Origin of the sequence: Rhizobium rhododendri (assembly GCF_007000325.2) — a bacterium.
Lineage (GTDB): Bacteria > Pseudomonadota > Alphaproteobacteria > Rhizobiales > Rhizobiaceae > Rhizobium > Rhizobium rhododendri.
In genome coordinates this window covers 505,716-530,231 of sequence record NZ_CP117268.1, presented here as the reverse complement: position 1 = coordinate 530,231, position 24,516 = coordinate 505,716, and the positions used below count along the sequence as shown (strand labels likewise).

The window sequence follows — 24,516 nt, the reverse complement described above, 5'->3', positions numbered from 1 at the left end:
TGATAGTGAACAGTTATCGCGGAGCCATTTGATAGAGTCGCTTTAGCTTCCATCTTCATCCAGCCCAAGCTCTGCGGGAAGACTGGATCGCCATTTAGATTCCCCAATGCCTTACCCGCCGCTGGATCGGCGAGCACTTTCTCCAGCACAATTTGCTGAGTAGGCTCTGTGCCTCGGCGGATTGACCTACGCCTGCCGTTGAGGACGTACCGTAGTTAAAATACCTCGCATTACCGTTGGCGTCGACAACAACGATACTGTTGTCACCGGCAACTCCCGACGGCGCATAATATCCACCATTGCCATCCGTGAAAACCGGTTTTCCGCTGCTGGTATATTGACCAGTGGCCGTCAGCCCATCGGGCGCAGCGTAAGTTGGCGCTGGAAGCACTTTTGGCGATGGGCCTCGGCCGCCTTTACGAGCGCCCGATCGAGAGCTTCCTTTTCGATCACGCTGATGCCGGCGATTCCGACGCCAGTACCGCCAAGCTCAGGAATAGAGGCGACGATCTCTTGGAAGATCAGATTAGCCTGTGCCGCGCAGGCCTGCGCTCCCAAGCGGCACATGGCGGCAAGCTCTTGCGCCACCGGGAGCGCTGCGGCGCCTCCGACCGCGATCATATATTCGACCTGGATGAGCTTGCCGGCCGATTGCGCGAAGGCCGCATTTGCCATCAGTCCGTCGACGTGTGCGGCGTTTTGAATTGCAAACTGCCGGAGCGCGGACTCGTTGGTGCCCGCTGTCGTCGAGATGGCGTTGGTGAGGCTTTGGAGAAGTTGGAGATAGGTCTGTTCCGAGCCGGTCAGCGCGTTTTCGAGACCTGTCGCGTTCCCCTGGCCCTGCTCGACCACACCGATAGCGTCCTTCAGGCCGTTCAGAACCGCTGATGCCTGGGTTGGCGTCGCGTTCTTAAGATCGTTGGTGTCGTTTGCGGCCGAGACCAGTGCTGCAACATAGTCCTTGCTCGAGGCCCGCAACGACGGGGTGCCGCTGGAAATGGCGGTCGCCAAATCGGCGGAGTGGGGCCGGCTCGAACAACTGGTCGCGACCGGTGCCCAGCTCAGCAATACGCTGGCGGACGATCCCTTGGCTCATGTCGGGCACGGATATCATCGCTTCCGCCGTTACGCGCCACACATGTTGCGGTGCCTGAAGCTCAAGGCAGCATCGGTAGCCCAGCCCTTGATTGCGGCGGCAAAAGCCATCGGCGAAATGCAAGCGTCACCACCGGCGACCGACAGCTTCTTGCGGCCGGATTCGAAATGGCACCGACATTTGAGAGCACAACATCAGGGTGACAATCGCCTTCGGGAGGTGGCGGTCCTGTTTCACCTGCGGGATGCCTTCCGATCCGGTGACATCTGGCTCGACCATTCGCGCCGCTATGGCGATCTCAAACAGGTGTTGGTGCCTATGATTGCGGCACAAGCTAATACAAGACTGGCTGTGCCCCTCGATCCGCTGGGATGGCTGACTGATCGAAAGGCTCGGCTCGCCGATGGCCTGAAGAGACTTGCGCGAGCAGCGCGCGACGGGACCATCCCCCGTGGCAGCATCGAGGATGGGACGTTGCGGATCGACCGACTGACGGCTGACGTTCCGGACAGCGCCGAGGAGCTGATACTCGATCTCTATCGCCGGATGCCGCCAGTTCGGATCACCGACATCTTGTTGGAGGTCGATGCTGCGCTCGGGTTCACCGAAGCATTCACTCATCTGAGAACCGGGGTTCCATGCGGTGACCAGGTCGGCCTGCTCAATGTGCTGCTCGCAGAAGGGCTGAATCTGGGATTGCGGAAGATGGCGGAGGCCACGAACACGCATGATTACTGGCAGCTATCGCGCCTTGCCCGGTGGCACGTCGAAAGCGACGCAATGAACCAGGCGCTGGCGATCGTGGTGGCTGCGCAAGCAAAGCTGCCGATGTCCCGGTTCTGGGGCATGGGAACGACCGCATCGAGCGATGGCCAGTTCTTTCCTTCGGCCCGGCATGGCGAGGCGAGGCGATGAACATGGTCAACGCTAAGTATGGAAATGAACCAGGCCTCAAGGCTTACACTCACGTCAACGACCAGTTCGCGCCGTTCGCGTCACAGACTATTCCCGCGACAGTCAGCGAGGCCCCGTACATCCTTGACGGCCTGCTGATGAATGATGCCGGTCGTCAGATCGGAGAGCAATATGCCGATACGGCCGGCTTCACCGATCACCTGTTCGGGACCAGCGGCATGCTCGGATACCGCCTTGTCCTGCGCATCCGCGAGTTGCCTTCGAAGCGCCTTTACGTCTTCAATCCCGCCGGGACACCCAAGGATTTGCGCAAACTGGTCGGTGGCAAGATCCGCGAGGAATTGATCATCGCGAACTGGCCCGACCTGTTCCGCTGCGCAGCGACATGGCTTCCGGCAAGATCAAGCCGAGCCAGTTGCTCCGCAAGCTTGCCTCCTATCCACGCCAGAACGATCTAGCGGTTGCGCTGCGGGAGGTTGGCCGGGTGGAGCGCACACTCTTTATTATGGAGTGGATCCTCGACACGGACATGCAGCGGCGTGCCCAGATCGGTCTCAATAAGGGCGAGGCCCACCACGCTCTCAAGAATGCGCTGCGCATTGGTCGCCAAGGCGAAATCCGTGACCGCACCACCGAGGGGCAGCATTACCGGATCGCCGGCCTCAACCTGCTCACCGCAGTCATCATCTACTGGAACACCCTCCATCTCGGCCATACAGTCGCAAAGCGCCGGAATGAAGGACTTGATGTGCCGCCCGAACTTCTGGCGCATATCTCTCCGCTGGGTTGGGCGCACATATTACTGACCGGCGAATATCTCTGGCCCAAGGGGGCAACGGCTTAGAGTGTCATTCCGCCCCCAGCCGGAACCGACCCCTCAAATGACGCCTCAACTTCTGGGGAAACGGATGTGCTTCCTGGATCCTCCCAGTTCAACATGGCATCAAATTTCTCAGCCCAGGTCCGAAGTTCGGTTGCCAAGCTCGGTGTAACGCCGAGGCTGACAGGGTCGATATCACCCATCTGACCATCCCGAGCATACCACACGGGATGCTCACTATCCCACCATAGCGGGTGGCAACCATAATCTGCCATGACTTTGATCGGTAGCGCCGTAGATGTTCCCATTATTGCATACCTTTCTTTCGATTACGGGTCAGCAATCGCCGTGCCACCTAGAAAGCATTTAACTCGGAGGTCCTCTCTGATAGTCCTCAAACTCCCATCGAAGATACCGAGACAGTTTTTCGGCGATTTCGCCCCATGTATCGCCTGAGGTTTTTGCGACTAAGTCCGCAATTATCATTTTTACTGCCTGCTCGTCGTACTCAGGTACAAAAACTATACCCCTAGTAAACGTTGCTTTGGCGAGTCTATTTTCAGCAAACCACTTTGGCGTACATATTTCAAAGCTAAAAATTTCAGCCCCGTCATTTTCGACAGGTCCAATCATGGCTTCCGCTGCTGCGCAGAAGTTCTTAACGTCGTCTGGCCAATAGTTCCAGTTTTCGTAGTCGATTAGCTCGATGGATTTTGCGGTGGCAATCATGGTGACACATCCATATGGCCATTTGCGCCCCACGCTCCGGTGGCACCCGATCTCTGCTCAAAGTTTGCTTGAGTGCCTGTCGTTGCCAACTGGCTGTTCGGTTTTGTCGACGGAGGTCTGAATTGCCTTAGCCCATCTACACTTTCATAGTATCCGCGCGAAGTCACGCGATACCCGGGTCCGACCCATGCTTCACCCATGGCCATAGTCTGCTCACGATTGAAAGTTCCCATACCAAAGTTGATCGGCCCTTCACCCTTAAGTGCCGCTGCAGCAGAATTTGAACCTTCACGCAAAGCGCCGCTCAATTCTGGCCAGTCAGTTTTACCTGAATAATTGGCCGTAATAGTTGCCGCCTTTTGTGCTTCGGCCACATCATCATAGATTGCGCTATTTGGCCCTGCAATGACAGTATTTCCTGCATCGTCAGTGACCCGGACATACCCTTGTGGTAGGCCCCCTACATCACTGGCGGCGGGTCCAGCAGAGGTCAGCGGCTTATACCCAGCGGGAACTATAACCGTTGTGCCATCAGATGCGACAATCGTGCGGGTACCGGCCGCTTTCGCTGCAGCGGCTGCGGATTGCTCGAGCTCGCCGGCGACCTTTGTCGCCGCTGTAGCCGTTAAAACACCCCCGGCGGTGCTCGTGCAGGCGATGGTTACCGTACAATCCAGCAGCTCCGTGACCGTGTTCGCGCATGCAGCGCTATTGGCTGCGCAGTAGGCGTACACCTCCGGACCAACCGTAACGCCCACAGCAACGAGCACGGCCAGTGCAGCGACGCCAGTTGTTATCTGCTGGTGCGTGATCAACGCCTGTTGGTATTGCGCGGCGATTTGATCGGATGCAACATGGCCTGCGGCCACATCGCTGAGCACGCCGAGCAGCAAAGCATCCGGCGTATTGACAGAGCTCGTGCCAAGAACGTGTTGCTGGAGCCCTGGTTCCTCGTCGACGGCGTTTGCAAGATCGGCTCTGCCAGCTACGCAGGCTGCACTGGAAAAGGATGCCGCACAGGCCTTTACTAAGGACGCGTTATTCGCGTCAGAGAGCTGCCGGTAGTAGGCTACGCTGAATTGCAGGTTGTCTTCGAGATCAGAAAGCGTCTGAGCCGAGCAGCCGTTGCCCAAGGACGCTTGGCAATTGGCAATCTTCTTTTGAAGGTCAGCACGCTCTTTGTTGGCCTCATCAAGTTCCTTGTGGGTGAGATAATTAAATTGATACTGCGCTCCGCCGTATGATGCTCCTTCTCCACCGCCGACGGCGCCAGCAACCGCTGAACTGAGGCTTGTTCCGATCAGATTGGCAAGCGTCTGCTTGTCTTGATCCGACAGGGTGCTGTCCTTCAGGATACCCTTGACGAGTGCGGCGATCGCCGGTGTAAGTAATGACGACGTTCCTGCACCGAGGGCACCCTTGATTGCCCCCTCCCAACCATTGACTCCGCCCAGGATACCGCTGCCGATCGCATGTAGCAGCGCCCGGCCTTCGCCACCTTCCTTCCAAAGATCAGCCGCTGCGTCGTCTCCACGTTGGAGAGCCTGCTTGTACAGGTTGCTGGAAATATCCCCGACCAGCCCAGCCATTGTTGCTTGTGCCGCCTGCAAATCAGCCTGCGTCTTGTACTGTTCGCGCAGGATATGCTCAAGATCCGGGAGGCCGGGTAGCGACGTATTGGTGTTGTCAGTATCGCGACGGATCGTGCCGATATCCTGTGTCTGGTGCGCCGGATCGGTGATGGTGATTGGGATATTGCCACCGATGGCCGAAAGCGCCTGACCGGTTTTGTTTTCGCTCTCTTTGACAGGAGGGGACGGCACTATGCCGCTAGTACCGATCGAACCGCCGTAGGTGTCGGCTTTCCAGGTCGAGTGCGTATCGATATCGGCGACCGTCAGCGTCCCGGTAGAGAAGCTGTTGCGTCCTTCCCCGGCCTCACTGGTGATCAAACCGCCAATGAGCGACGATTGACCGCTGACATCAATATCGAGGCCCCCCGCCCCCGCGTGAATGCCGGACTGCTCGGTGACCACAACCGCGTCGCCGCTGGCCTTCTGGGTAACGCCGGAAACGCTGGTCGAGCCGAAGCCGGTCTGGGCCGATAGACTGAGTTGGTCCGCCTTGGCCTTGGCGGTGTCTACCTGGCTTTCGATCGTCAGGTTCTTGACGTCGGCGGTGACCGAATTTCCGGTGATCGTGGCGCCGCGCAGGGTCAGGTCATTGGTGACGATTGTGATGTCACCAGTGCCATTGACGTGGGTGTTCGTGTGGCTGACGCCGCTGGTATCGGCGCTGCCCTTGCCGTAGCCGGCGTTGGCAACCAGACCCAGATCTTTGGTGCCTTTGCCTCCGCCGCCAAAAGTCGCACCGACACCCACCGCAGCACTCCAGGAGGAGTTGCTGCTCGCGCTGTCCGTCGTGCCTGTCGCAGCGTTGAGATTAATGTTGCCGTTGGTTGCCGACAGAAAGATATCGCCGGTCAGCGGATCGCCTGAAACCGTTGGTATGCCGTTCTTGTCGTAGCCGGCCAGGATCTGCGCACCGTCGCTCGTGATCGAGCCGTTCTCTGCCTCCATCGAGATCGACCGACCAGCACGAATGTCGGTGACGACGGGTGTCGAGGTGGAGGATGAGGACTGGCTTTCCTGATGGTTGGCGCCGACCGTCAGAGTGACGTTAACACCGATGTCGCCGGACTTTTGATATTGGCTGTAGACACCCGTCAGATCCTTGTAGGCCTGGTAAAAGCCAAGGCCAGCGATGGCGGTGTTGGTGACGGCATTGACGCCGCCGCTGTCCGACAGACGCTCGGCCGAGTTCATGATGCTCTGAGCTGCCTTGCCAACCTGGCTGGACACCGTAAGCGTCACGCCAGCAAAGGTCTTCTCGTGCATTTCCTCATAATTGGTGACGTCGTTGGCCGAGAGCAGGTTGATGTCGTTGCCGGCAAAAAGATTGACGTCACGCTCGGCAGACGCGCTGGTCGCCTGCGGGTTGACATTGTTGCCGGCCGAGATGTTGAGGTCGCGACCTGCTGACAGCGCCGACATGGCATTTGTGTCGGATTGCTGGGCCGAACTGTCCTTGGTCGACTGGGCGCCGATGCCGAGCGAGAAGCCGCCATTGCCGGACGAGAAGGCGAGACCAAAGCCGGATTTCTTCTGCTGTTCGGATTGCGCCGCACTTTCTGCCCCTGGCGTGACATTGACGTCACGGGCCGCCGACAGGTTGATGTCACGGTCGGCGGTGACCTGCGAACCCATGATGTTGAGATCGGTGGCGCGCGCCGTCAGGTTGACGTCTTGCCCGGCCGATAGCTTGGAGCCGACATTGTCGGTCGAGGATTGTGCGCCCTGCTTTTCGTTCTTGCCGTAAAGCGAGATGAAGCCGCCACCGGAACCGACGAAGAGGCCGGAATCCTTGCGCTGGCTGTCGGACTGGTGGTTCTCCTGAGCACCGATGATGCTGACGCTTTCGCCGGAGACATTCAGCGACCCATCGGCATTGACCTTCGAGCCGACGATGACGGCCGCCTTGCCGGCGTCGAGATTGACATCGCCGGAGGCGGAAAGCTCAGAGCCGACCGTCGTCTCGTTATAGCCCTGATAGCTGGAACTGCCGCTGCGCAGGAAACCCTTGCGCTTGGCACTGTCATTCTCGGTCTCGGTGTCCTTGGCCGAGGCGACAATGAGGTTGCCGCCGGTCTGGACGTTGAGATCCGAGGAATGGGTGGCGTCGCCAGCCGTCACCTTAGATGCCGACACGGTGGTATCGCCGCCGGAGATGATCGTCACACCATCCTTGCCGGAGAGCGTTGAGCCTGCCGCTGTAGTGGTCTCCAGATGGCCGGAGGCGTCCTTCTTGGTCGATCCGAAGAAGCCGCTCTTCTTGCTGGAGCTCTTGGTGTCGAGCGTATAGCCATCGGTGGCTTCGGCGATGGTGACGTTGTTTTTCGCCTGCAGGCCGAGTATGCCGTCGGCTGCCAGCGTCGAGCCGATGACGTTGATGTCGTTGTTGGATTTTGCGACGAGATCACCACCGGCGGTGATGGTGGAGCCATTGTTCGTGATCGACGATGACGAATTCTTTCCGAAGACAGAGGCACTCTGGCTCTGCGCGGTGGTAACGTTGATGTCGCCGTTCGAGCTCAGACCGACATCACCCTTGGCCGACAGATCCGAGCCTGAGATCAGGACGCCTGTGTTGCCGCTAATCCCGAGATTGCCGCCGGCCGTGAGCTTCGATGCCTGCTGATCGGTCCCGGAGGTCTTGGTGTAGCCATCGTTCGTCTTGCGCGCGACATCGGTGGAGACGACGTTGACGGCGCCGCTCACGGCCTTGATATTGAGATCGCCACCCGATTTGGCAGAGGAGCCGATGACATTGACATCGTTGTTAGCGGCAATGGCAAGATTGCTGCCAGCGGTGACCCGTGCACCTGTTGCATTCTCTTGGCCGCCATTGTCGACCTTGACCGCAGCGAGGTTGACATTGTTGCCGGAGAGCTGAGCCGATCCGCCAGCCTTGACGCTGGCGCCATTGACATTGAGATCGCTGTTATTGGCGGCGAGCAAGAGATTACCGCCGGCCGAAACCCCCGCATTCGTGTTGACCACGTTCTGGCCGCCGATGGTCATCGTCTGGGCGGCAAGCGTGATGCCGTTGGAAGCGGTCAGGTTCGCGTTGCCACCGGCATAGAAGGTGCCGGTGGATTTGATCGAGCTGGCAGCGATGTTAAGGCCGCCGGCGGCGGCGACCGCGCCGGAATTGTTGAGGTCGCCGACGTTGAGATTGACGGAGTTGCCGGCGATCATCGCGCCGGCGCCAGACCCTGCCTTGGCCCGGTCGGCGGCCGACAGGTAGACGACGGGAGCCAGCACCTGGGCCCCGTTCACGGTCTGCGTCTGGTAAAGCACGATGGATTGCTGCAGATTGGCCGCCTGCTCGGGCGTCAACCCCTGGCCGAAGGCCAGACCATGGGCCTCGGCGTAGGCAGCCCCATTGTCGAGCAAGGTCTTCATCTGCTCGATGGCACTGTTGCCTGGAATGAAGGAACCGTTTCCGAGCCCGTCGCCGACCAACTGGCGCAGTTGCGTGTCTATCAGCTGGTTGTCGAAATAGGCGTCGCCGAGGAACGGAATACTGGTCTCGGGGTCGTAACCGGCCCGACTGATGAAGTAGCTCGATCCGTAGAACTTCGAGACGTCGAGGAAGGCTGCTCGGGTCTCGAAGATGAAGGCCTGGCCGGGTATCGTGCCCCCGACACCACCGGATTGCGGCTTCGCCAGTGCAGCGAGCTGCGCGACATTTGCTGGCGAGATCTGGGTGAGGTTGCCAAGCGCGGCGGTCAGGCCGCCACCGGCGGTCGGCACGCTGTTGCCAGCTACATTGGAGAGCGCGCTATTGACCGTGAAGAGCGCGCCGCCTGCAGTCAGGCCGCTCAAGGCAGATAGCGGATCGCTCGATGTCGAAGGCGTACTGACGGCCGCGCTGCCGCTGGTCGAACCAAGGGATGTGTTGTTGACCGTGCCAAAGTTGAGGGTCAGCGCGCCGGCTGCCTTCAGGGTACCAGCCGCACCGCCAATGACCTGCGAACCCGATACGACAGATGATCCGTTGGCGATATCGCGCGATGGATCGGCCGTGCCATCGGCATTGTAAGCTGTACAGGCGCTCTGGGCGTTGCAGGTCGTCATCGTGGTGCGATTGAGGACGACCCCTTCGTTGGTGAGTGTCGACCCTGAGAGCGTCGCGTTGCCACCCGCTTCGATCCTGCTGTAGGAATTGGTGAGATTGGTCGCATCGATGGTCAGATTGCCACCGGATCGGATCACCGCTTCGGGGGTTAGCGTGCTCGTAAACCTGTCTTCGTAAACCGACTGGCTGAGATTGCTGGTCGGATCCCAGGTATAGGTCGTGCTGGTGTCGGCGACCCCGCCACGAATGACCTGGTCGACGATGAAGTACTTGGATGGGTTGGTGGGGTCGAGGACCGGGGTGCCGTTGGCATCGACCGGGACACGGGCCTTGATCCAGTCGTAGATCGGTCCAACTGCGGTCGGCCCGTTGGCGGAGGTCCAGGTCCAGGCATGATAGCTTGTGCCATCCGCAAGCGTCGCCTGAGACCAGAGCAGCGGCTCGTAGTCCTGCCAGGCCGGCGGATCAACACCGGGGTAAAGCTGGTGGATATTCTGGTCGCTGGTTTCGAGATAGGCAAACGGCTTGCCGGCGACATCGGGGTTGAGCACGAAGGTGCCGACGACATTGCCCGATGAGACCAGCTGACCGGTTACCCAGGTTGGTGTCGTCGACCGCTTGTTGACGAGATTGGAGGTCAGGATAGACATGTCACCACCCGCCTGGATGAGGCCGGAGATGTTGGTGGTGGCAGCGTTGCGTTGGCTGAGGTTACTTCCCGCAATCGTCAGGTCATTGCCAGCGAGAATGGCGCCCTGATCGTTGGTCAGCGCCCCCGCGACAAGGAGAGAAGCGTCACGACCGGCATAGAGAAGACCGGTCGATGTATTGGTCAGATCGCCGCTGGTATTGATCGTCAGATTGTTGGCAGCGGCAATTTGTCCGCTGTTGGAGAGGGTGGGAAGGGTGAGCGTCAGGTCATGGGCGGCCAGCAGCGTCGTCGTGTCGCTGATGGCAAGGCTGCCTGCAGTGATGGCAATATCGCCGGAGCCGCCGGCATTCATGGCCGTCTTCACGGCCGCACCGGTCAAATCAGCCTGGCCGCTGAGGTCGAGCGCCAGTCCGCCGAGGACGAGGCTGCTGCCGGTGAGGTTTGCGGATGTGGCCGTGATCGACAGCGTGCCGCCGACAGCCAGCTTGGCGCCGCGTGTTCCCGAGAGATCGATCGTACCGGTATTTATCGTAAGGTTGCCGGTGACGTTGCTGTTGTTCGTGTAGGTGATGGTGCCCGGCGCGCTCAACGAGGCGTTGGCAAGGCTTTGCAGCAGCGCATAGCTGATACCGCCGCTCGTCGTTGCCGAGAGGTTGCCACCGGACAGCAGCGCATTGCTGGCGGTTATGTCGCCATTGGTGGCCGTGAGTGTCATTGTGCCTGATTGGGCATTGCCCTGTTTCAGCATCAGCGCGCCGGTGCTTGAGGCACGCGTCGCAGCGAAATCGACGCCTGACACCAGGCTAGCGACTGAGATCGACTGACCTTGCAGGTTGACACTGTCTGCTGCCATGGATTGGCCGGCCAGAGCGATTGTGCCGCCGGCGGTCATCGTCAGGTTCTGATGGGCAATAACGTTGACGGGCGTTATATTACCGATGTCACCGCTCGCCGTGGCGCCGATCCCGCCGGCCGCCAGCAGATTGGACGCGTTGATATTGCCTGCGGTGGCTTCTAGGGTGAGTGTGCCAGTTGAGCCGAGCACAACGCTACCGTCCGTAGATTGGTTTGTAGCGACAAAGTCGACGCCAGAGACAAGGCTGCCCGCCGTGATGGACGAGCCGGTGATTGCGACATTGCCTGCTGCCAGAAGCGTTCCAGAAACATTGGCGGCGGCATCGACGGTGACGGCACCATGACCGGTGACGTTGGACGCTGCGAATGACCCGGCCGTGATATTGAGATCGCCGGCGACCAGCAGCGCCCCGGTCGTGGCGCTGCCGAGACTGCCATTGGTGGCGCTGACGGCATTGATCGTCAGGTCACCATCTGAGCCGATGACGATAGCGCCGGTCGAAGATTGCGCCATCGCAGCAAAATCAACACCCGTCACGACTTGGCCGGTCGAGATCGTGCCACCCGACAACGAAACATCGTTGGCCCCGAGGGTTTGGCCAGTGACGGTCAGGTTGTTACCGCCCGAAAGCGAGATGTCGTTATGCCCTGTTACAGTGCCGAGGCTGAGATCCGCGGCTGTCGCCGTGATGGTTCCGGCCGCAAGCAAAGCATTTGCCGAGAGCTGACCGGCGGCCTGTAGAGACAGGTTACCGGTCGTGCCCAAGGTGACATTGCCGCCATTGGCTTGTGTTGCGGCAAAGTCCAGACCGCTGATGACTTGATTGAGGGAGACCGAGCCGCCAGAGATCGAGACCTCCTTTGCTCCGAGAAGCTGGCCGGTGGCCGTGAGGCTGGAGCTGCCGGACAGGGTGACGACTTGGTGGCCGGTCACATTCCCGACGTTGAGATCTGCGGCCGTGGCAAACATCGTTCCTGCCGCAAGCAGCGTATCTGCTGACAGACTGCCAGAGGCCTGCAACGTCATATCGCCGGCATTGCCAACCACAAGATTGCCATTGGCCGCAGCGGTTGCCGCAAAATCCACGCCGGATACGATGGCGCCGGCTTGAATGGTGGCGCCCGAGATCAGGACATTGCTGCTCCCAAAGATCTGGCCGGAAACGTTTGTCGATGCATCGACAGTGAGTGTTCCGTGGGAGATCACTGTGCTTGATGTCAGCGACGTCGCAGCCACCGTCAGATCGGTGGTCGACTGAAGGCTGCCGGCCGTCATGGTGCCGGCCGCCGTTGAAGTGAGCGCTCCGGCAGACAGAAGGTTGCCCGTCGCGATATTGCCGCCTGTGGCCGTCAGGCTGAGATTGTCAGCGGAGCCGAGAACCACGTTGCCGTTTGGATCGGCACTGGTAGCAGCGATATCGATGCCCGAGACGACCATGCCCGTCGAGACTGACCGACCGGCGGCAGTGAGATTGCCCTCAGCCAGCACGTTACCGGCGACAGCAATATCCAGCCCGGCATTCAGCGCGATGTTGCCGTTGCTTAACAGGGAAGCGGCCGAGAGCGAGCCGGCCGTCGCGGTCAGAGTGAGATCACCGACGCTGTTGGCAGCACCTGCGATCACGATATCGCCGGAGGTGGCGACAAGCGTTGCCGCACCATTGCCAGCGGTGACGCTGCCGGCAGCAATGCCGCCGCCGGAACTCATCTGCACGGCCGTGCCGCTGGTGACGTCTTCCACCACGCTTATGAGGCCGGCTCCGCTCACCAGGGCAATATCGCTGTCAGCCGCAACCGACTGCAAGGTGATGCCCTCGTCGGCCTGGACATTGACTTTTTGCTTCGACGCAACCTTTGCAGCGGTGACCCGGTGTTTCGAGGTGATGGTCACGCCATCGCGTGCCGACGCATTGCCGATCGAGATCTTGCCGTCAGCCGAGAGGGACAGTTCACCGGCATTGGCGGCCATGTCGCCGCTCATCATGACGCCGGCACCCTTCTCGGTGACGACGATCTTGATGCGGTCGGCCTGCATGGCGCCGAGCGCCGAGCCATCGATCGCATATTCCGGCGTGCCGGAGGTCGCCGCCAGCGCGGTTGCCTCGCCTGTGGCATAGTCGTATTTGCTGGCGCCGCCCGTCAGTCGGATTACCTTGCCATAAAGCGGCGCGTTGACGTGGATCTGGCGCGAGACGACGTCGAACAGGTCGACGGCACCGGGGGCAGCCGCGAGATTTGCCCCTGCCCCTTCGAAGGTGACATCGCCGCCATTTACGGCAAACCCTGTCAGACGACCGTCAGCCCCGATCTCTGGAACCCCCGTGGTGAGCGTCGCGCGCGGGGTGTTGATGAAACCGCAGCCCGAGCACGTGATCCCGTTCGGATTGGCGATGATCACATCCGCCCTGCCGCCGAAGACTTCGGTCGGACCGTTGAGCGCCGAGCGATTGCCGCTCGTCACCTCGTTGAGGATGACGGAGGCCGGACCGGAAGTCTTCAGGTTCGGATTGCCCGGCGTGACTCCGCCAAGGTTCGATGTGCCGACCTCGCCATTGAAGTTGTTGAGGATGAGGCCAGGCGTGCCGACATTATAGTTGTCGTATTTGTTATGGGAGAGACCGGTCGCGTTCGGCGTGACGATATCGACGAGCGGGACACCGTTCGGCGCTGTCCCAACGCCGGGCTGATTGGCTGCGGGGGCTGATCCTGCAGCGGAGACGGACTGGGCATTGGCCAGCATCGGCTGGAAAACCAGCAGGCCGCTCAAGAGCATCGCAAGCGATCGTCCGGCGATCACACGAAAACCTTGCCTGGTGCGCTTTGAAAAGCCAGCGCTTCCCAAAATCTTGATGCGATCAGTCATGGTCACCACCTCACGGATGTGCTGGCGAACAGAAGCCCGGCGTCGTGCCGGTCAACCGTTCCGCCGAATATGTCCGAATAGCCGATATCGAAATTGACATGGCCGCCAGCGAGCTTGGCGCCCACCGTCCAGCCAAACATGTCGCCACCCTCGATGCGGTAGCGTGATTGCGAAGGGATGCGCCCGTAGTCAAGACCGACATAGGGACGGAACTCGCCAAATAATTTTACAAGTTCCGCATGATTGGCGAAGGGCTGTGTGCGCCAGGCCAGATCGTTGCGGACAAAGAAGCCGTTATTGCCGTAAAGCATGGTCTCGCGCGTGCCACGCACGTTGGAATATCCGCCAATCGAGAATTGTTCGGCGCCGAACAGATTGTCCGGGGAATACTGTCCAGTGATGATCGAGTTGACCTCAAAATGCTGTTCGGCGAGCTCAAACGGCTTGGTCATCGTGATGGTGCCGGTAAATTTGGAAAACCGGGGATCTGCGTCCCCTGCCCCGACGTCGCCCGGCCCGACGGCGTCAAAGAGATTGAGCCCCTGGCTGTAGGACAGGTCGAAGACCCAGAGCCCTCCCAACATTCGGCGCGAATGCGAAATACCGAGATCGCCGACCGTATATCTGCGGCTGCCGACCTCGATCTTGTTGCCGAGCAGGAAATTATTGGTTTCCTTGTAGGTCAGGCCGCTATTGAACGTCGTGATCGAATCCTTGTCGCGGAAAATCACCCGGTCTGCGCCGATGCCAGCCTGTTTGCTGGTACCAGACGTTTCCAACGGACCGAAATTGCCGGGGACGGAGCTGTCGTAACCATACCAGGAACCGTTCAGCGACAATGTCCAATAGCCGTAGGGAACGCTGACATTGCCGGAATAGCTGTTGCTCCTGCCTTGCCCGTCATCAGGCCAGGGATAGTCCGGGCCACTATGCTCGTAGGAAAAATTCCATTGATCGTTGATGCCGAAAAGGCTGTCATAGCCGACCGAGGCAGAGGACTTGGAATATCCCGTCTGCTCCTGGCCGAGATTGTTATTGCCGAAGGACAGGTGCCAGGGATGGTCCGGCTTGTTCTCGATATTGAGGATCGTGGTTCCATCCGTCTTGCCCGGCAGCATGGCTGTCTTGGCGTTGTTGGACGGGAGACGGTTGATCTGGTCGAGACCCTGCTCGATATCACGCAGGTTTGTGATCTGGTCCTTCATGCCGGGAAAGGCAGTCGCCAATACGCCGGAGCCGGGGGCCGGTTTGCCATTGATGTAGATATCCGACAGCGTACCTTCGACGGCGACCAGGCGCAGCATCTTGGTCCCGGCGATATCCTGTGCGGGCACGTAGACGCGCGAGGCTACGAAGCCCTTGTCGAGGTAGAGATGCGTCAGGTCGCGCAGCAGTCCATTGATCTCACCCATGCCGACACAGCGGTTCGCATAAGATGACGTGACCTTGGCAATGGCAGTGGCCGGAAACTGCTTCACTCCATCCACCTCGACATGGGTGATCGCAAAGCACGGGCCAGCCTTCTGACTGCTGGATGGTGCTGGTTGCGGAGCCCCTGCGGGCGCCGGCTTCGGCGTCATCTGTCCCAAGGTCTCCAGACGCTTCTGTTCAGCCTCTTGCGCTTGCCGGCGCGCAAAGTCGTCATTGGGCGTCTGGGCGGCGACCGGCGATACGGCAAGAGCTGCCGTCAGCAAGGCGCTGGCGGTCAAAACGAGATTGCGGCGGGGAGCAGCTGGTGGGGGCCGGGCGGACTTCATAACTCTGTCTGCCTCTTGCCTTAGGGAGTATCAGTCTTCTGCAAAGCATCCAAAGCCGCCGACAATCCTTTCAGCGAGAATTTGATGTTGACCTTCTGCCCATTCATCATCTGCACGTGACCGGTGCCATCGGCTGCCTTGGAAAACGCCGCGATCATGCGGGCGTCCAATTTCTGCTGAGACCAGCAGCCGGCCTGAGTGCAATTGCGGTAGGCCAGCTGCACCACAGGCTTGTCGGCCGCGTCGATGCTCAGCCCAGACGGCAGATACATGTTGAGCGGCACAAGGGCGGTGAGAACGAGATCACTTGCCGGCGGCTTTGCACCCTTTTTGCCTGATGTGGCCGGTACATCTGCCTTGGCGATGGCAAGCGTCAGTACGTTAACGTCCTGGTCGCCCTGCTTTACCGTCGCAATCTGCGCGACCTCACAGTTCGTTGTCGCAGCGCCATCGGTAGCCTTGCCGTCGATGCAGCGGTAATACCAGTCGTCGAATTTCTGGACGCGGGCTTGGGGCGCGGGTGCCGGCTGTGCAGGTGGGCCCGCGGTGGTCGTCTGCTGGCCATTTGTGTTTGCCGGAGCGGTCTGCTGGTCCTGCGCGAGGCTGGAATACCCGAACAAGGTTGATGAAAACAGCAACGTGGATGCCAACGCCCGCACTGAAAATGCTCTATTTAAAGCCGTTAAAATCATGCAATCCCCACCAGCAATGCATTTGAATGTGCAAGTCGACCCGATCAATCGACTGTCCATCAAAGTTTTAAAAATACAGGTTTTTAGAAATACGAGGCCACTCATTGGCTGCGTCCGAGATATCAGACTAAAAGCACTATGGGCACACTCAGTCTTTCGCGCGCCGGTGTATTTGCGACGTTTCTGACGGGACGTGCTAATTCTACATCACCGACCCCTGCAGATTGATGGTAAATCCCACTGCTGTTCTCGCTGAGTGCACCCTGAGATTTTTAAAGCATAGGGCCGGACAACCCGGTTCGTTTCATCGAAGCTTTTGTTGACGACATTGATCTTACGACCCCAGCTTCGTTCAGGCGGCAGCCAAGGACACGGGTCGGCCAAGCTTTGATCCGCCCAATTGGACACCTCTATTTTCCGGGTGCGGCGGGCAAAATGGCCCCGTGGATGCATCATCCGCGATGACCTCGCGCGGATGACCACCCATCTTTTGTGATGATTGCCGCATCTGCCGCATACATTTCGGCCTTCCGGCCAGCTGCGCGTTATGCGGTCCGTGGTTTTCCAGTCAGCGTTGGATCTCCTGGGAGAGCATGAGCCGCTGTTCCTGCCGCTACAAGGCGGCAAGGTGCTGGCTGCTCCTGTCGGCAGTATACTGCCACTCATCAGGACGTTGTTCGATCTGTTCAATCTGGCTGGAGGTGTGGTGCGGACGGGCGACTGCGGTTGTCGTCGCTTGATGCCGCAAGCCTTGCCGATCTGGAGGAAGCCGCCGGCGCCGTCTGGCAGGGCGGTCAAAGAGTGCTTGCGCTGGGGAAAAAGCTACGCGGCCACGACGGCATTCCTGCAGTCGACCTGCCGCCGTGGCTTAATGCGACATTGCGGCCCTATTAGGCGCACGGGCTGGCATCGTTGGCGTTTCTCAAGGGTGTTGGGCTTGGCGGCATCCTTTCGGGTTGGGTTTCGGAAAAACGGTCCAGGCGCTAGGCCTGATCGCCATCGAGAAGCCACTGGGCGACTATCGACCCGCGTTCTAGTCGTCGCTCCCACCAGCCTCATGGTCAATTGGGCGACGGAACCCGGAAAATTTGCGCCGGAATTATCCATACTCGTTCTGCAAGGTGCCGACCGCAAGAAGCATTTCCAAAGCCTTGAGGCTGTTGATCTTATGCTAACCACCTATCCGCTGCTGGCACACGACCAAGCCATCCTTGCCGAGCGCGGTTGGCACATGGTCTTCCTTGATGAGGCGCAGGTCATCAAGAACGCAAATGCCGCGAAGACGAAGCTGGTACATGGGCTAAAATCGCCGCATCGCTTTTGCCTAAACCGGGACGCCGCTGGAAAATGACCGCGGCGAAGTATGGTCGCTGTTTCACTTCATTGCGCCGGGGTTTCTCGGCGATTTGAAGAGTTTTACCCGTCAGTGGCGGACGCCGATTGAAAAGAAGGGTGACACGGCAAGCTCGCGGCTGTTAGCAACCCGTATCAAGCCCTTTCTGCTGCGGCGAACGAAGGAAGAGGTGGCGGCCGAATTGCCGCCAAAAACCGTGATAACCGAAAAAGTAGAGCTTTCTGCAGGTCAGCGGACGTTTTACGAATCCATCCGGCTAGCGATGCATGCAAAAGTTCAGGCGGCAATCGCCGAGAAAGGCCTCGCCCCCAGCCATATCGTCATTCTGGATGCCCTGCTGAAACTGCGTCAGGCCTGCTGCGATCCGCGCCTCTTGAAGCTCGAACAGCTGATCGAGTTGGTCGCCAATCTGATCGATGAAGGCCGCAAGTCATCGTATTCTCCCAGTTCACATCTATGCTGGAGTTGATCGGGAAGCGATTAGATGACGCGGGCATCGCCTATGCCTTGCTCACCGGCGATACCATCGATCGTGCAGCGCAGGTAATGTCGTTCCAAATGAAGAAATGCCTGTCTTCTTCATAAGCCTTAAGGCCGGCGGTGTCGGACTGAACCTGACCGCCGCCGATACAGTGATCCTCTACGATCCCTGGTGGAACCCGGCGGTCGAGGAACAAGCTCTCGACCGGGCCCACAGGATCGGCCAGGCTAAGCCGATCTTCGTCTACCGGCTGGTTGCCGCCGACCCGATTGAAGAAAAAATGGACGTGCTCAAAGACAAAAGCGTGCGCTGGCCACCAGCATCTTCGACCATGACTGCCGCCCGACACTCGCGACGACCGAGCCGGATCTCGACTTGTTGCTCGGGGTAGCTGATCGGGGGTGAGTGGATTATGGTCGCAACGCTTAATCTCACCCTGGATGCGGACCTCAGCGCCGGCGTTTCCCGTCCCGCCGAGTTTAAATGACGTCTTCCCAGAAATCGCCCGTCAATCCTCAGCTGTAAATCTCGACACCAATGTTTCGTGGTCGAAGCTGTATCATAAACTCCCTTGCGGGAGACGGCGAAATTCTTCGCGCTTGAGCCGCAAGTCGCAACTAGGGTCGAGACCGCCTCTTTGCCTGCACAGAAGTTGCTCCGAAACGCAGCAGCGGACCCGCCAACAGCGCCCGACCCAAAGCCTTTATCATCCGAAACTATTAAAGCTGCTTATTTCAGACTTAAGTCGCTGTTTCTCGGCTGCCGAACAAGCGGTGGGGTATACGTCGTAAACAGCCAGGGTTTCTTCAGCATCGGTACGCCTTTGGGCCTGCTCGTGGTTGAGGTCATTAAACTGGTACCATGCTTGTGTCGCCGGCCTCGGCATGGTGCTGGGGCCGACTTTCCTGAGCGGCCGGGAAATGCGATCCGGCGTGATCGTAGCGCTTTCGGGACATGAGCCTGTCGAAACCGGAACTTATCGGTACTAGCGTCGCTCGGAATCGCGCGGTCCGGCAATTCTGCGGCAGGGTGGGTGCCGAAATGCGGCGACTGGAGTGAGAGCAGGTTACGATGACGCACCCGCGCCCAAAATTCAGGGATGTCATTTTAGCCGATAAATTGAAAACGCTCGACGTCTTAGTCGCCCAAACTCTCTTTCGCGCAAGGGCGATTTTGCTTGATCGCCGATTCGCGCACTAGCCGATAGACTCTTTCGGGGACAGGAAGGTTTGCGCAATCGTATAAATCGCGGTCTGCACAATGGCCTTTCCGCATCACCGATCCGCTTATTCGCCAAAAAACCCGTTCGCTTAGAAATGGATACGCCTGTCCCATTGGGTGAGAAGCTCCCTGCGGTGAACAAGAACCAGCGTGTTGCGGCTTCGATGTGCAATGAGTGCAGCAGCGACAACTGTCTTGCCGAAGGCGGTCGTCGCGGCGAGCACGCCGTTGTCGTTGGCGACAAGAGCAGCAAAGGCCCGCGATTGTGGCCGTCGCAGTTCCCCTTGGAACGAGACGCCGGCGGGTAGCGCATCTCCGTCTTCGCGGTGATCCTCCAAAATGGCGGTCGCGCCATGGCTCTTGACGAGCTCAATTGCTTCGTCGAAGCAGCCTCGTGGCAGCGCGACATGGCGTGGATGAAGCTCGGCACAGGAGATGATCCGCGGCTTGCCGAATGTCGGCAATCGCATTGCTTGCGCACGATAAAATTCCGGGTTCTGGAATGCTGCCAGGCGCACGAACTGCGCAATCAGCGCGGACGGAAGCTCGGTCCTATCGATATAAACCTGATCGGCGATCACGACCTTGATGCTTTGCGGGATCGCAGCCTCAATTCGCCGCGGCTCGCTCCGACGTGACGGCAACATCATCCACGGCTCATCGGCATGTTCGTCATCGACCGGCATCCGGACGCCCAAGACCCGCCCCGACAATTCGGCTTCGTCGGCGATCCTGAAGACTTCGTCCGCCGACAACCTGGGTAAAGACGACAGGTATGCCCACTGGTCATCGTAGGGTTGCAGGTCGCCATCGATAAAAACGCTGTTTCCATTTTCGCGAGCTTTCCTTTGCAGGGGAAGCGCGATCAGATTGCCGAAGCCGCCAAGTGGCATGGTATCCTGGTTGGGAAAGAAACGGTCATAGGACGTGAAGCCGATCTCGGGGCGGTTCTCCATCGTCTCTGTGATCAGTGCGGCCCCCAGTTGTCGGGCGACCTTCGCGGGAACGGGTTCGGAGAAGAATATCCAGACATGGCCGCCGTTTCCCGACCTCGACCGTTCGAGGGCTGCGGCAATTCCTTTTGCGTGACAGGTTGCCAGCAACGCTCTGGTATCGTCCGCCCAGCTTTCCTTGTCGAAGTCAGCAGCAAGGAACCAGCATGTTTCGTCTTGCAGCAATGGATATACGCCGGCAACAAAGTCGCTTGAACGGGCATCGCCGCCACGAAGGTGCTTTTCGATGATATCCTCGGAATACGGGATGAACGCCTGATGCGGGCAGTCCCCACATTTCACCTTCGGCTTGCCGCAGATTCCTTTCGCCCACTCGTTGGAACAGGATGGCGAATAGCCGGTGCGTCCATCCTTTCTATTTTCCCATCGCACCGGAAAGACATCGGGGCGCCCGGCAAACAACTGCCGGAATAACTCCACCTTCTCCATCGACGGCGAGCTGTTGGTAACAGGGGCATCGGTGAAGGCTGGCTTTTCGGCGGCAATCTGGCTATCGGAAATCAGCTGTTGCTCAAACACTTCCAGCTCACGCTCAAGCGCCATCCGCTCTTCATTCAGATCGGCTAACCGCCGTCGAATGCGAGCAATGTTCTCCCAAGCATCATTCTTTTCCGCCAACTTTGAAGCTTCCGCCTAAATGATCATGCGGATCAGCATAGGCCAAAGACGTCCGCATTTTAAGACGCACTATCCATCTCAGCGGCACAGAAGGCTCCGGAATTATGCGGAGTAAAATCCACCGCGAGCATCGGCAAAAGCAGGCTTCAGCGACCAACGCTCCGCATAATCCCGCTCTATGCATAATCGACCTTATGCGGTGCACCGCATAATGTCGAATTCGGCGCAGGCTGGCAGAAGCAGGCCCGGGAAACCGAGCGCGCCTGCATCTCGGTCAAACTTGACGATCCGAGTTTTCCGGCCCCGATCTACGCGACGCTCAGTGAAATCCAGGGACACGAGGGACTGCAGCTCATCTGGTCGCGCAACACCCGCCGCTGATCAGACATCGAAGCCCCGCTCGATCCGGGCGGGGCTTTCCTCAGATCACTTGTTGAGCGCATCCTTCAGCGCCTTGGCTGGTGTGAACACCAGCTTCTTGGCGGCGGCGACCTTGATGGCCGCTCCGGTCGCGGGATTGCGCGCCTCGCGCTCCGGTGTATCTTTCACCTTGAATTTTCCGAAGCCGGGAAGGCTCGTTTCGTCGCCGGCAATCGCTGCCTCTATGATCGATGCAATCACCGCTTCGACGATCGCCTTTCCCTGGGCCTTCGTGAGACTGTGCTCGTCGGCGATCTTGTCGGCAATTTCATTGGTGGTCGTCATATCGTTCTCCCCATTGTCATTCGTGCGAAAATCCCTGACAGAGGATCACAGCCCTGTCATCGACCCACCCCGCCAAGAGCAGCGATTTGCTGATTTTTCCACAGCTACCGCGTATTTGGCGCATCACGGTGCATCTGTATTGGTGGATCCGCACGCGGGCATCGAGCCCACTTGCGGATCAATGGGCAGTACGGAGAGGGAATGTCTGCTGCGTCCAACCGAGGATGCCATGGCGGCATGAAGGCCTAGGACGAGCGGGTCCCCGAAATTTCTTGCCCGATCCTGAGGCCCGACCACAGAAGTTCGGCTCACCCTGCCGGCTCCGCCGGTCTCTATCGCGACCGTTGACCCCTCCATCCCTCCATGACCGCGGGCGTCGTCTTTAACAAACGTCAAGGAGACGACGATGGCAAACGAACTGGAACGGAGCATCGTGGAACTGCAGGCCGAGTTGCGGAACGCACACCCGGACGAACGTACACCCGGACGAACGTCGCCGGATCGAAGCGGAACTCGACCTGGCGCTGGCTGGGCGCGAAGTCCTGATGGCCGAACGGGAAGTCAGACTCAGCGCCGAGCCGCCCTTTTGAGGGTGGCTTTCACCATATCGCCAAGGCCACCCTGCCGGATCGACCGGCATGATAGACTGGAAGCTCCATGACGACCAAGACCCGTTCCGCCTGTCCGTCACGGAAGTGATCAGTTCCCACACGGCGCCTTTCGACGCTCTGTGATCGAAATCAAGACCGCGCTGCCGGACGTCGTGCCGCAACGCGACGCCGATAGAGTTTCCTGCGTCTTCGACTTCCTCACCGTCCATTGGCGCCGCGTCCTACGCTTGCACTACGGTCCTATTTCGCGGACTGCCCGTTATTCCGCAACGACAAATTTGGCCTGAAGCTCGCGATCAACAGTCCGTTCTTCGCCGAGATCAAGATCACGTTTGAATCCAATGGGCGAGACCCCGTCTCACGTTTACCGGAAGGCACGCCCTGGCGGTCCTCCTCTCGCAGCCGATCAGATGACGCTCTCCGGGCGGCCATGGGGCTTCGGTTCGTATCCATGAGATCGCCTCTTTCGCAGCAGTTCAAGGAAGAGGTTGCCAGCCTCCTCCTCCGGCGTGAAATGATGCACTCGGCTATGACCACCGGTGCCAAATGCGACCCCATCGGCGGATAAGACAGACCTCGCCGAACAGATTCGGCTCAATCGACATAGAATAGTAACAGGCCATGTTTTTGATGGGGGCCCTGCGTTCGACGTAGAGCTGATTTGGCTGGATGATAATGACAGGCAGAACCGGACACGGCGGATTAATATTAGATGGGATGGCAGGCCGATGATCCGGGCGATCCGCCTGCGGCGGACGTCTCAATTCACCTCGCGAACGAAGCCCGCAAGCGGGTCTCCGCCGTTCCCGGTGACGATGCTCTGGCAGCGATGCATCGTCGTCGCTTGGCGTCGAGGGCGTTGATTAGCGCTGCGTATTGTCGGCAAACTGCGACGGCATCAAGATCTATCCGACACCCGCCCGGCCTGTCTGGCCGGTTGGCGGACGCAGCCCCGACTTACTCAAACACGACGGAGAGGCGGAACGCTTTGCACTATGCCCGCATTCTTCGGGCATGCGCTGAGGGTGGTAATCCTCTCCTGCGTTGCGCTAGCCGTTGCCTCGTTCGGATGTTATTGATATCTCACCGTTTCGGTCACCGACATTCCGACACCTCACGACGACGGCCCGCTTCAGCATCTTCCACGAAATCGGTCTGGTCGCCATGTTATAGTAGTTGCGCGTTAGCACAGTGGTCAAACTGATTTGGTCAGAGAGCAGGATAGGCTAACGGTATACCGTGCCGTTTCGCCCGCGGGGCGCAGTCGCTTTGGCGCGGCGATGATGCTCAATATGGCGGACGTACGCTGGCGATCAGTTGGGGAAAAATCGACGGTAATACCGCCCGTTTGTACGCAGATGCCTTACCGCAAAGGAAGGGCATCGCCGCCATGGGCGCGTCCTGGTGCATCAGAACAACCAATTTGGGAATAGGCGAATGGGCTGAGTAGCAAGATGGCAATCCGGTGTCAGTCGTGATAGAGCGTCTGAGTTCCTTCCTGAGCATCGACCCAAAGCAGATCGGCATCATCGGTGGCGGGAAAAGGAAGCCAACAGGGATCATCGATGTGGCGCTGATCCAAAGCCTGGTTCGCAATGGCGAGGTCGATGACATCGTGGGAAATTACGGTCATCTGATTGTGGACGAGTGCCACCATCTGTCCGCTGCAAGTTTTGAACTTGTCGCTCGCAGATCCAAGGCGCGATACGTGGTTGGCCTATCAGCGACGGTCGCCCGAAAGGACGGCCATCATCCGATCATCTTCATGCAATGCGGTCCCGTTCGCCATCGGGTCGATGCAAGAGTTCAAGCTGCCGAGCGTGGTATGCGCCACCGTGCCCGCGACCGTTCGACGAAGTTTGAGTTACCAGCGTCACTCGTCTCGGCAGAGCGCCCGTCAATGCCAGCGATCTATGCGGCCCTTGCGCAGGACCAAGGCCGAAATGACCTGATATTCGATGACGTGTTGAAGTCCCTCGAGGCCAAACGTTCGCCCATCCTGCTGACGGAGCGTAAGGATCACCTTGATTATCTGCAGCAGAAGTTCTCACCGTTTGTAAAAAATCTGGTGGTGCTACGTGGCGGCATGTCGGCGAAGGATCGCAAGCAAGCCAACACGGCGTTGAATGTCGCAGACGATGATGAGCGTCTGATACTTGCGATAGGCCGCTATATCGGGGAAGGCTTCGATGACGCCCGGCTCGACACGTTGTTCCTCACCATGCCGATCGCCTGGAAAGGCACTTTGGCGCAGTATGTCGGACGTCTGCATCGTCAGCATGACGGTAAGAAAGACGTCTTGGTCGTCGATTACGTCGATAGCACCGTTCCCGTTCTGGCCCGGATGGCGGCAAAGCGACGAGTGGGTTATCGCGCGCTGGGCTATGTGATCGAATGAGGGCGCCCCGCTGTGGGCGGAGCGCCGTGTTTCTGG

11 protein-coding genes and 4 pseudogenes are annotated in these 24,516 nt (G+C 59.1%); 7 read left to right on the top strand and 8 right to left on the bottom strand.

Annotation, left to right across the window (positions count from 1 at the left end):
* Nucleotides 1-351: 351 nt before the first annotated feature.
* Nucleotides 352-978, bottom strand: a complete 627-nt coding sequence (locus PR018_RS20180; protein ID WP_142831575.1) for a hypothetical protein — start codon at nt 976-978, stop codon at nt 352-354.
* Here PR018_RS20180 and PR018_RS20175 point away from each other — a divergent pair.
* Nucleotides 959-2,855 (top strand): annotated as a pseudogene (locus PR018_RS20175) (Tn3 family transposase); the annotation flags it as partial. The gene PR018_RS20180 and the pseudogene PR018_RS20175 sit on opposite strands and share 20 nt — an antisense overlap.
* A gap of 342 nt (nt 2,856-3,197) precedes the next feature.
* Here PR018_RS20175 and PR018_RS20170 read toward each other — a convergent pair.
* Genes PR018_RS20170 through PR018_RS20155 form a run of 4 tightly spaced genes read right to left on the bottom strand, consistent with a single transcriptional unit; the run spans nt 3,198 to nt 16,184 of the window.
* Nucleotides 3,198-3,560 carry an Imm8 family immunity protein gene (locus tag PR018_RS20170; protein WP_142831576.1) on the bottom strand — a complete coding sequence of 121 codons (363 nt, stop codon included), beginning with the start codon at nt 3,558-3,560 and terminating at the stop codon, nt 3,198-3,200.
* Nucleotides 3,557-13,630, bottom strand: coding sequence for a beta strand repeat-containing protein (locus PR018_RS20165; RefSeq protein ID WP_244615498.1), 10,074 nt, complete (start codon nt 13,628-13,630; stop codon nt 3,557-3,559). The genes PR018_RS20170 and PR018_RS20165 overlap by 4 nt, the downstream gene beginning before the upstream one ends.
* Before the next feature lie 2 nt (nt 13,631-13,632).
* Nucleotides 13,633-15,387 carry a ShlB/FhaC/HecB family hemolysin secretion/activation protein gene (locus tag PR018_RS20160; RefSeq protein WP_142831577.1) on the bottom strand — a complete coding sequence of 585 codons (1,755 nt, stop codon included), beginning with the start codon at nt 15,385-15,387 and terminating at the stop codon, nt 13,633-13,635.
* 20 nt (nt 15,388-15,407) lie between these two features.
* Nucleotides 15,408-16,184: an invasion associated locus B family protein gene (locus PR018_RS20155; RefSeq protein ID WP_425064166.1), complete on the bottom strand. Its 777-nt coding sequence runs from the start codon at nt 16,182-16,184 to the stop codon at nt 15,408-15,410.
* Nucleotides 16,185-16,805: 621 nt separating this feature from the next.
* Here PR018_RS20155 and PR018_RS20150 point away from each other — a divergent pair.
* The 4 genes from PR018_RS20150 to PR018_RS20135 all read left to right on the top strand — a co-directional run bounded on the left by PR018_RS20150 (nt 16,806) and on the right by PR018_RS20135 (nt 18,305).
* Nucleotides 16,806-16,973, top strand: coding sequence for a hypothetical protein (locus PR018_RS20150; RefSeq protein WP_244615507.1), 168 nt, complete (start codon nt 16,806-16,808; stop codon nt 16,971-16,973).
* Nucleotides 16,951-17,430, top strand: coding sequence for an SNF2-related protein (locus tag PR018_RS28400; RefSeq protein ID WP_341799007.1), 480 nt, complete (start codon nt 16,951-16,953; stop codon nt 17,428-17,430). The genes PR018_RS20150 and PR018_RS28400 overlap by 23 nt, the downstream gene beginning before the upstream one ends.
* Nucleotides 17,420-17,902, top strand: coding sequence for an SNF2-related protein (locus tag PR018_RS20140; RefSeq protein ID WP_341799006.1), 483 nt, complete (start codon nt 17,420-17,422; stop codon nt 17,900-17,902). The genes PR018_RS28400 and PR018_RS20140 overlap by 11 nt, the downstream gene beginning before the upstream one ends.
* Before the next feature lie 97 nt (nt 17,903-17,999).
* On the top strand, nt 18,000-18,305 hold the full coding sequence (locus PR018_RS20135) for a helicase-related protein (RefSeq protein WP_279621455.1): 306 nt from the start codon (nt 18,000-18,002) through the stop codon (nt 18,303-18,305).
* A gap of 919 nt (nt 18,306-19,224) precedes the next feature.
* Here PR018_RS20135 and PR018_RS20130 read toward each other — a convergent pair.
* Nucleotides 19,225-20,691, bottom strand: coding sequence for a TOTE conflict system archaeo-eukaryotic primase domain-containing protein (locus PR018_RS20130; protein ID WP_244615499.1), 1,467 nt, complete (start codon nt 20,689-20,691; stop codon nt 19,225-19,227).
* Between the two features lie 285 nt (nt 20,692-20,976).
* On the opposite strand from PR018_RS20130, the pseudogene PR018_RS20125 reads away from it, so the two are divergent.
* Nucleotides 20,977-21,147: pseudogene (locus PR018_RS20125) on the top strand (DUF736 family protein); the annotation flags it as partial.
* Nucleotides 21,148-21,192: 45 nt separating this feature from the next.
* On the opposite strand, the gene PR018_RS20120 reads toward PR018_RS20125, so the two are convergent.
* Nucleotides 21,193-21,471 carry an HU family DNA-binding protein gene (locus tag PR018_RS20120; protein ID WP_142831578.1) on the bottom strand — a complete coding sequence of 93 codons (279 nt, stop codon included), beginning with the start codon at nt 21,469-21,471 and terminating at the stop codon, nt 21,193-21,195.
* Between the two features lie 1,017 nt (nt 21,472-22,488).
* Nucleotides 22,489-22,759: pseudogene (locus PR018_RS20110) on the bottom strand (WGR domain-containing protein).
* An 800-nt stretch (nt 22,760-23,559) separates the two neighbouring features.
* Here PR018_RS20110 and PR018_RS20105 point away from each other — a divergent pair.
* Nucleotides 23,560-24,480, top strand: a pseudogene (locus PR018_RS20105) (DEAD/DEAH box helicase); the annotation flags it as partial.
* Between the last annotated feature and the right edge of the window lie 36 nt (nt 24,481-24,516).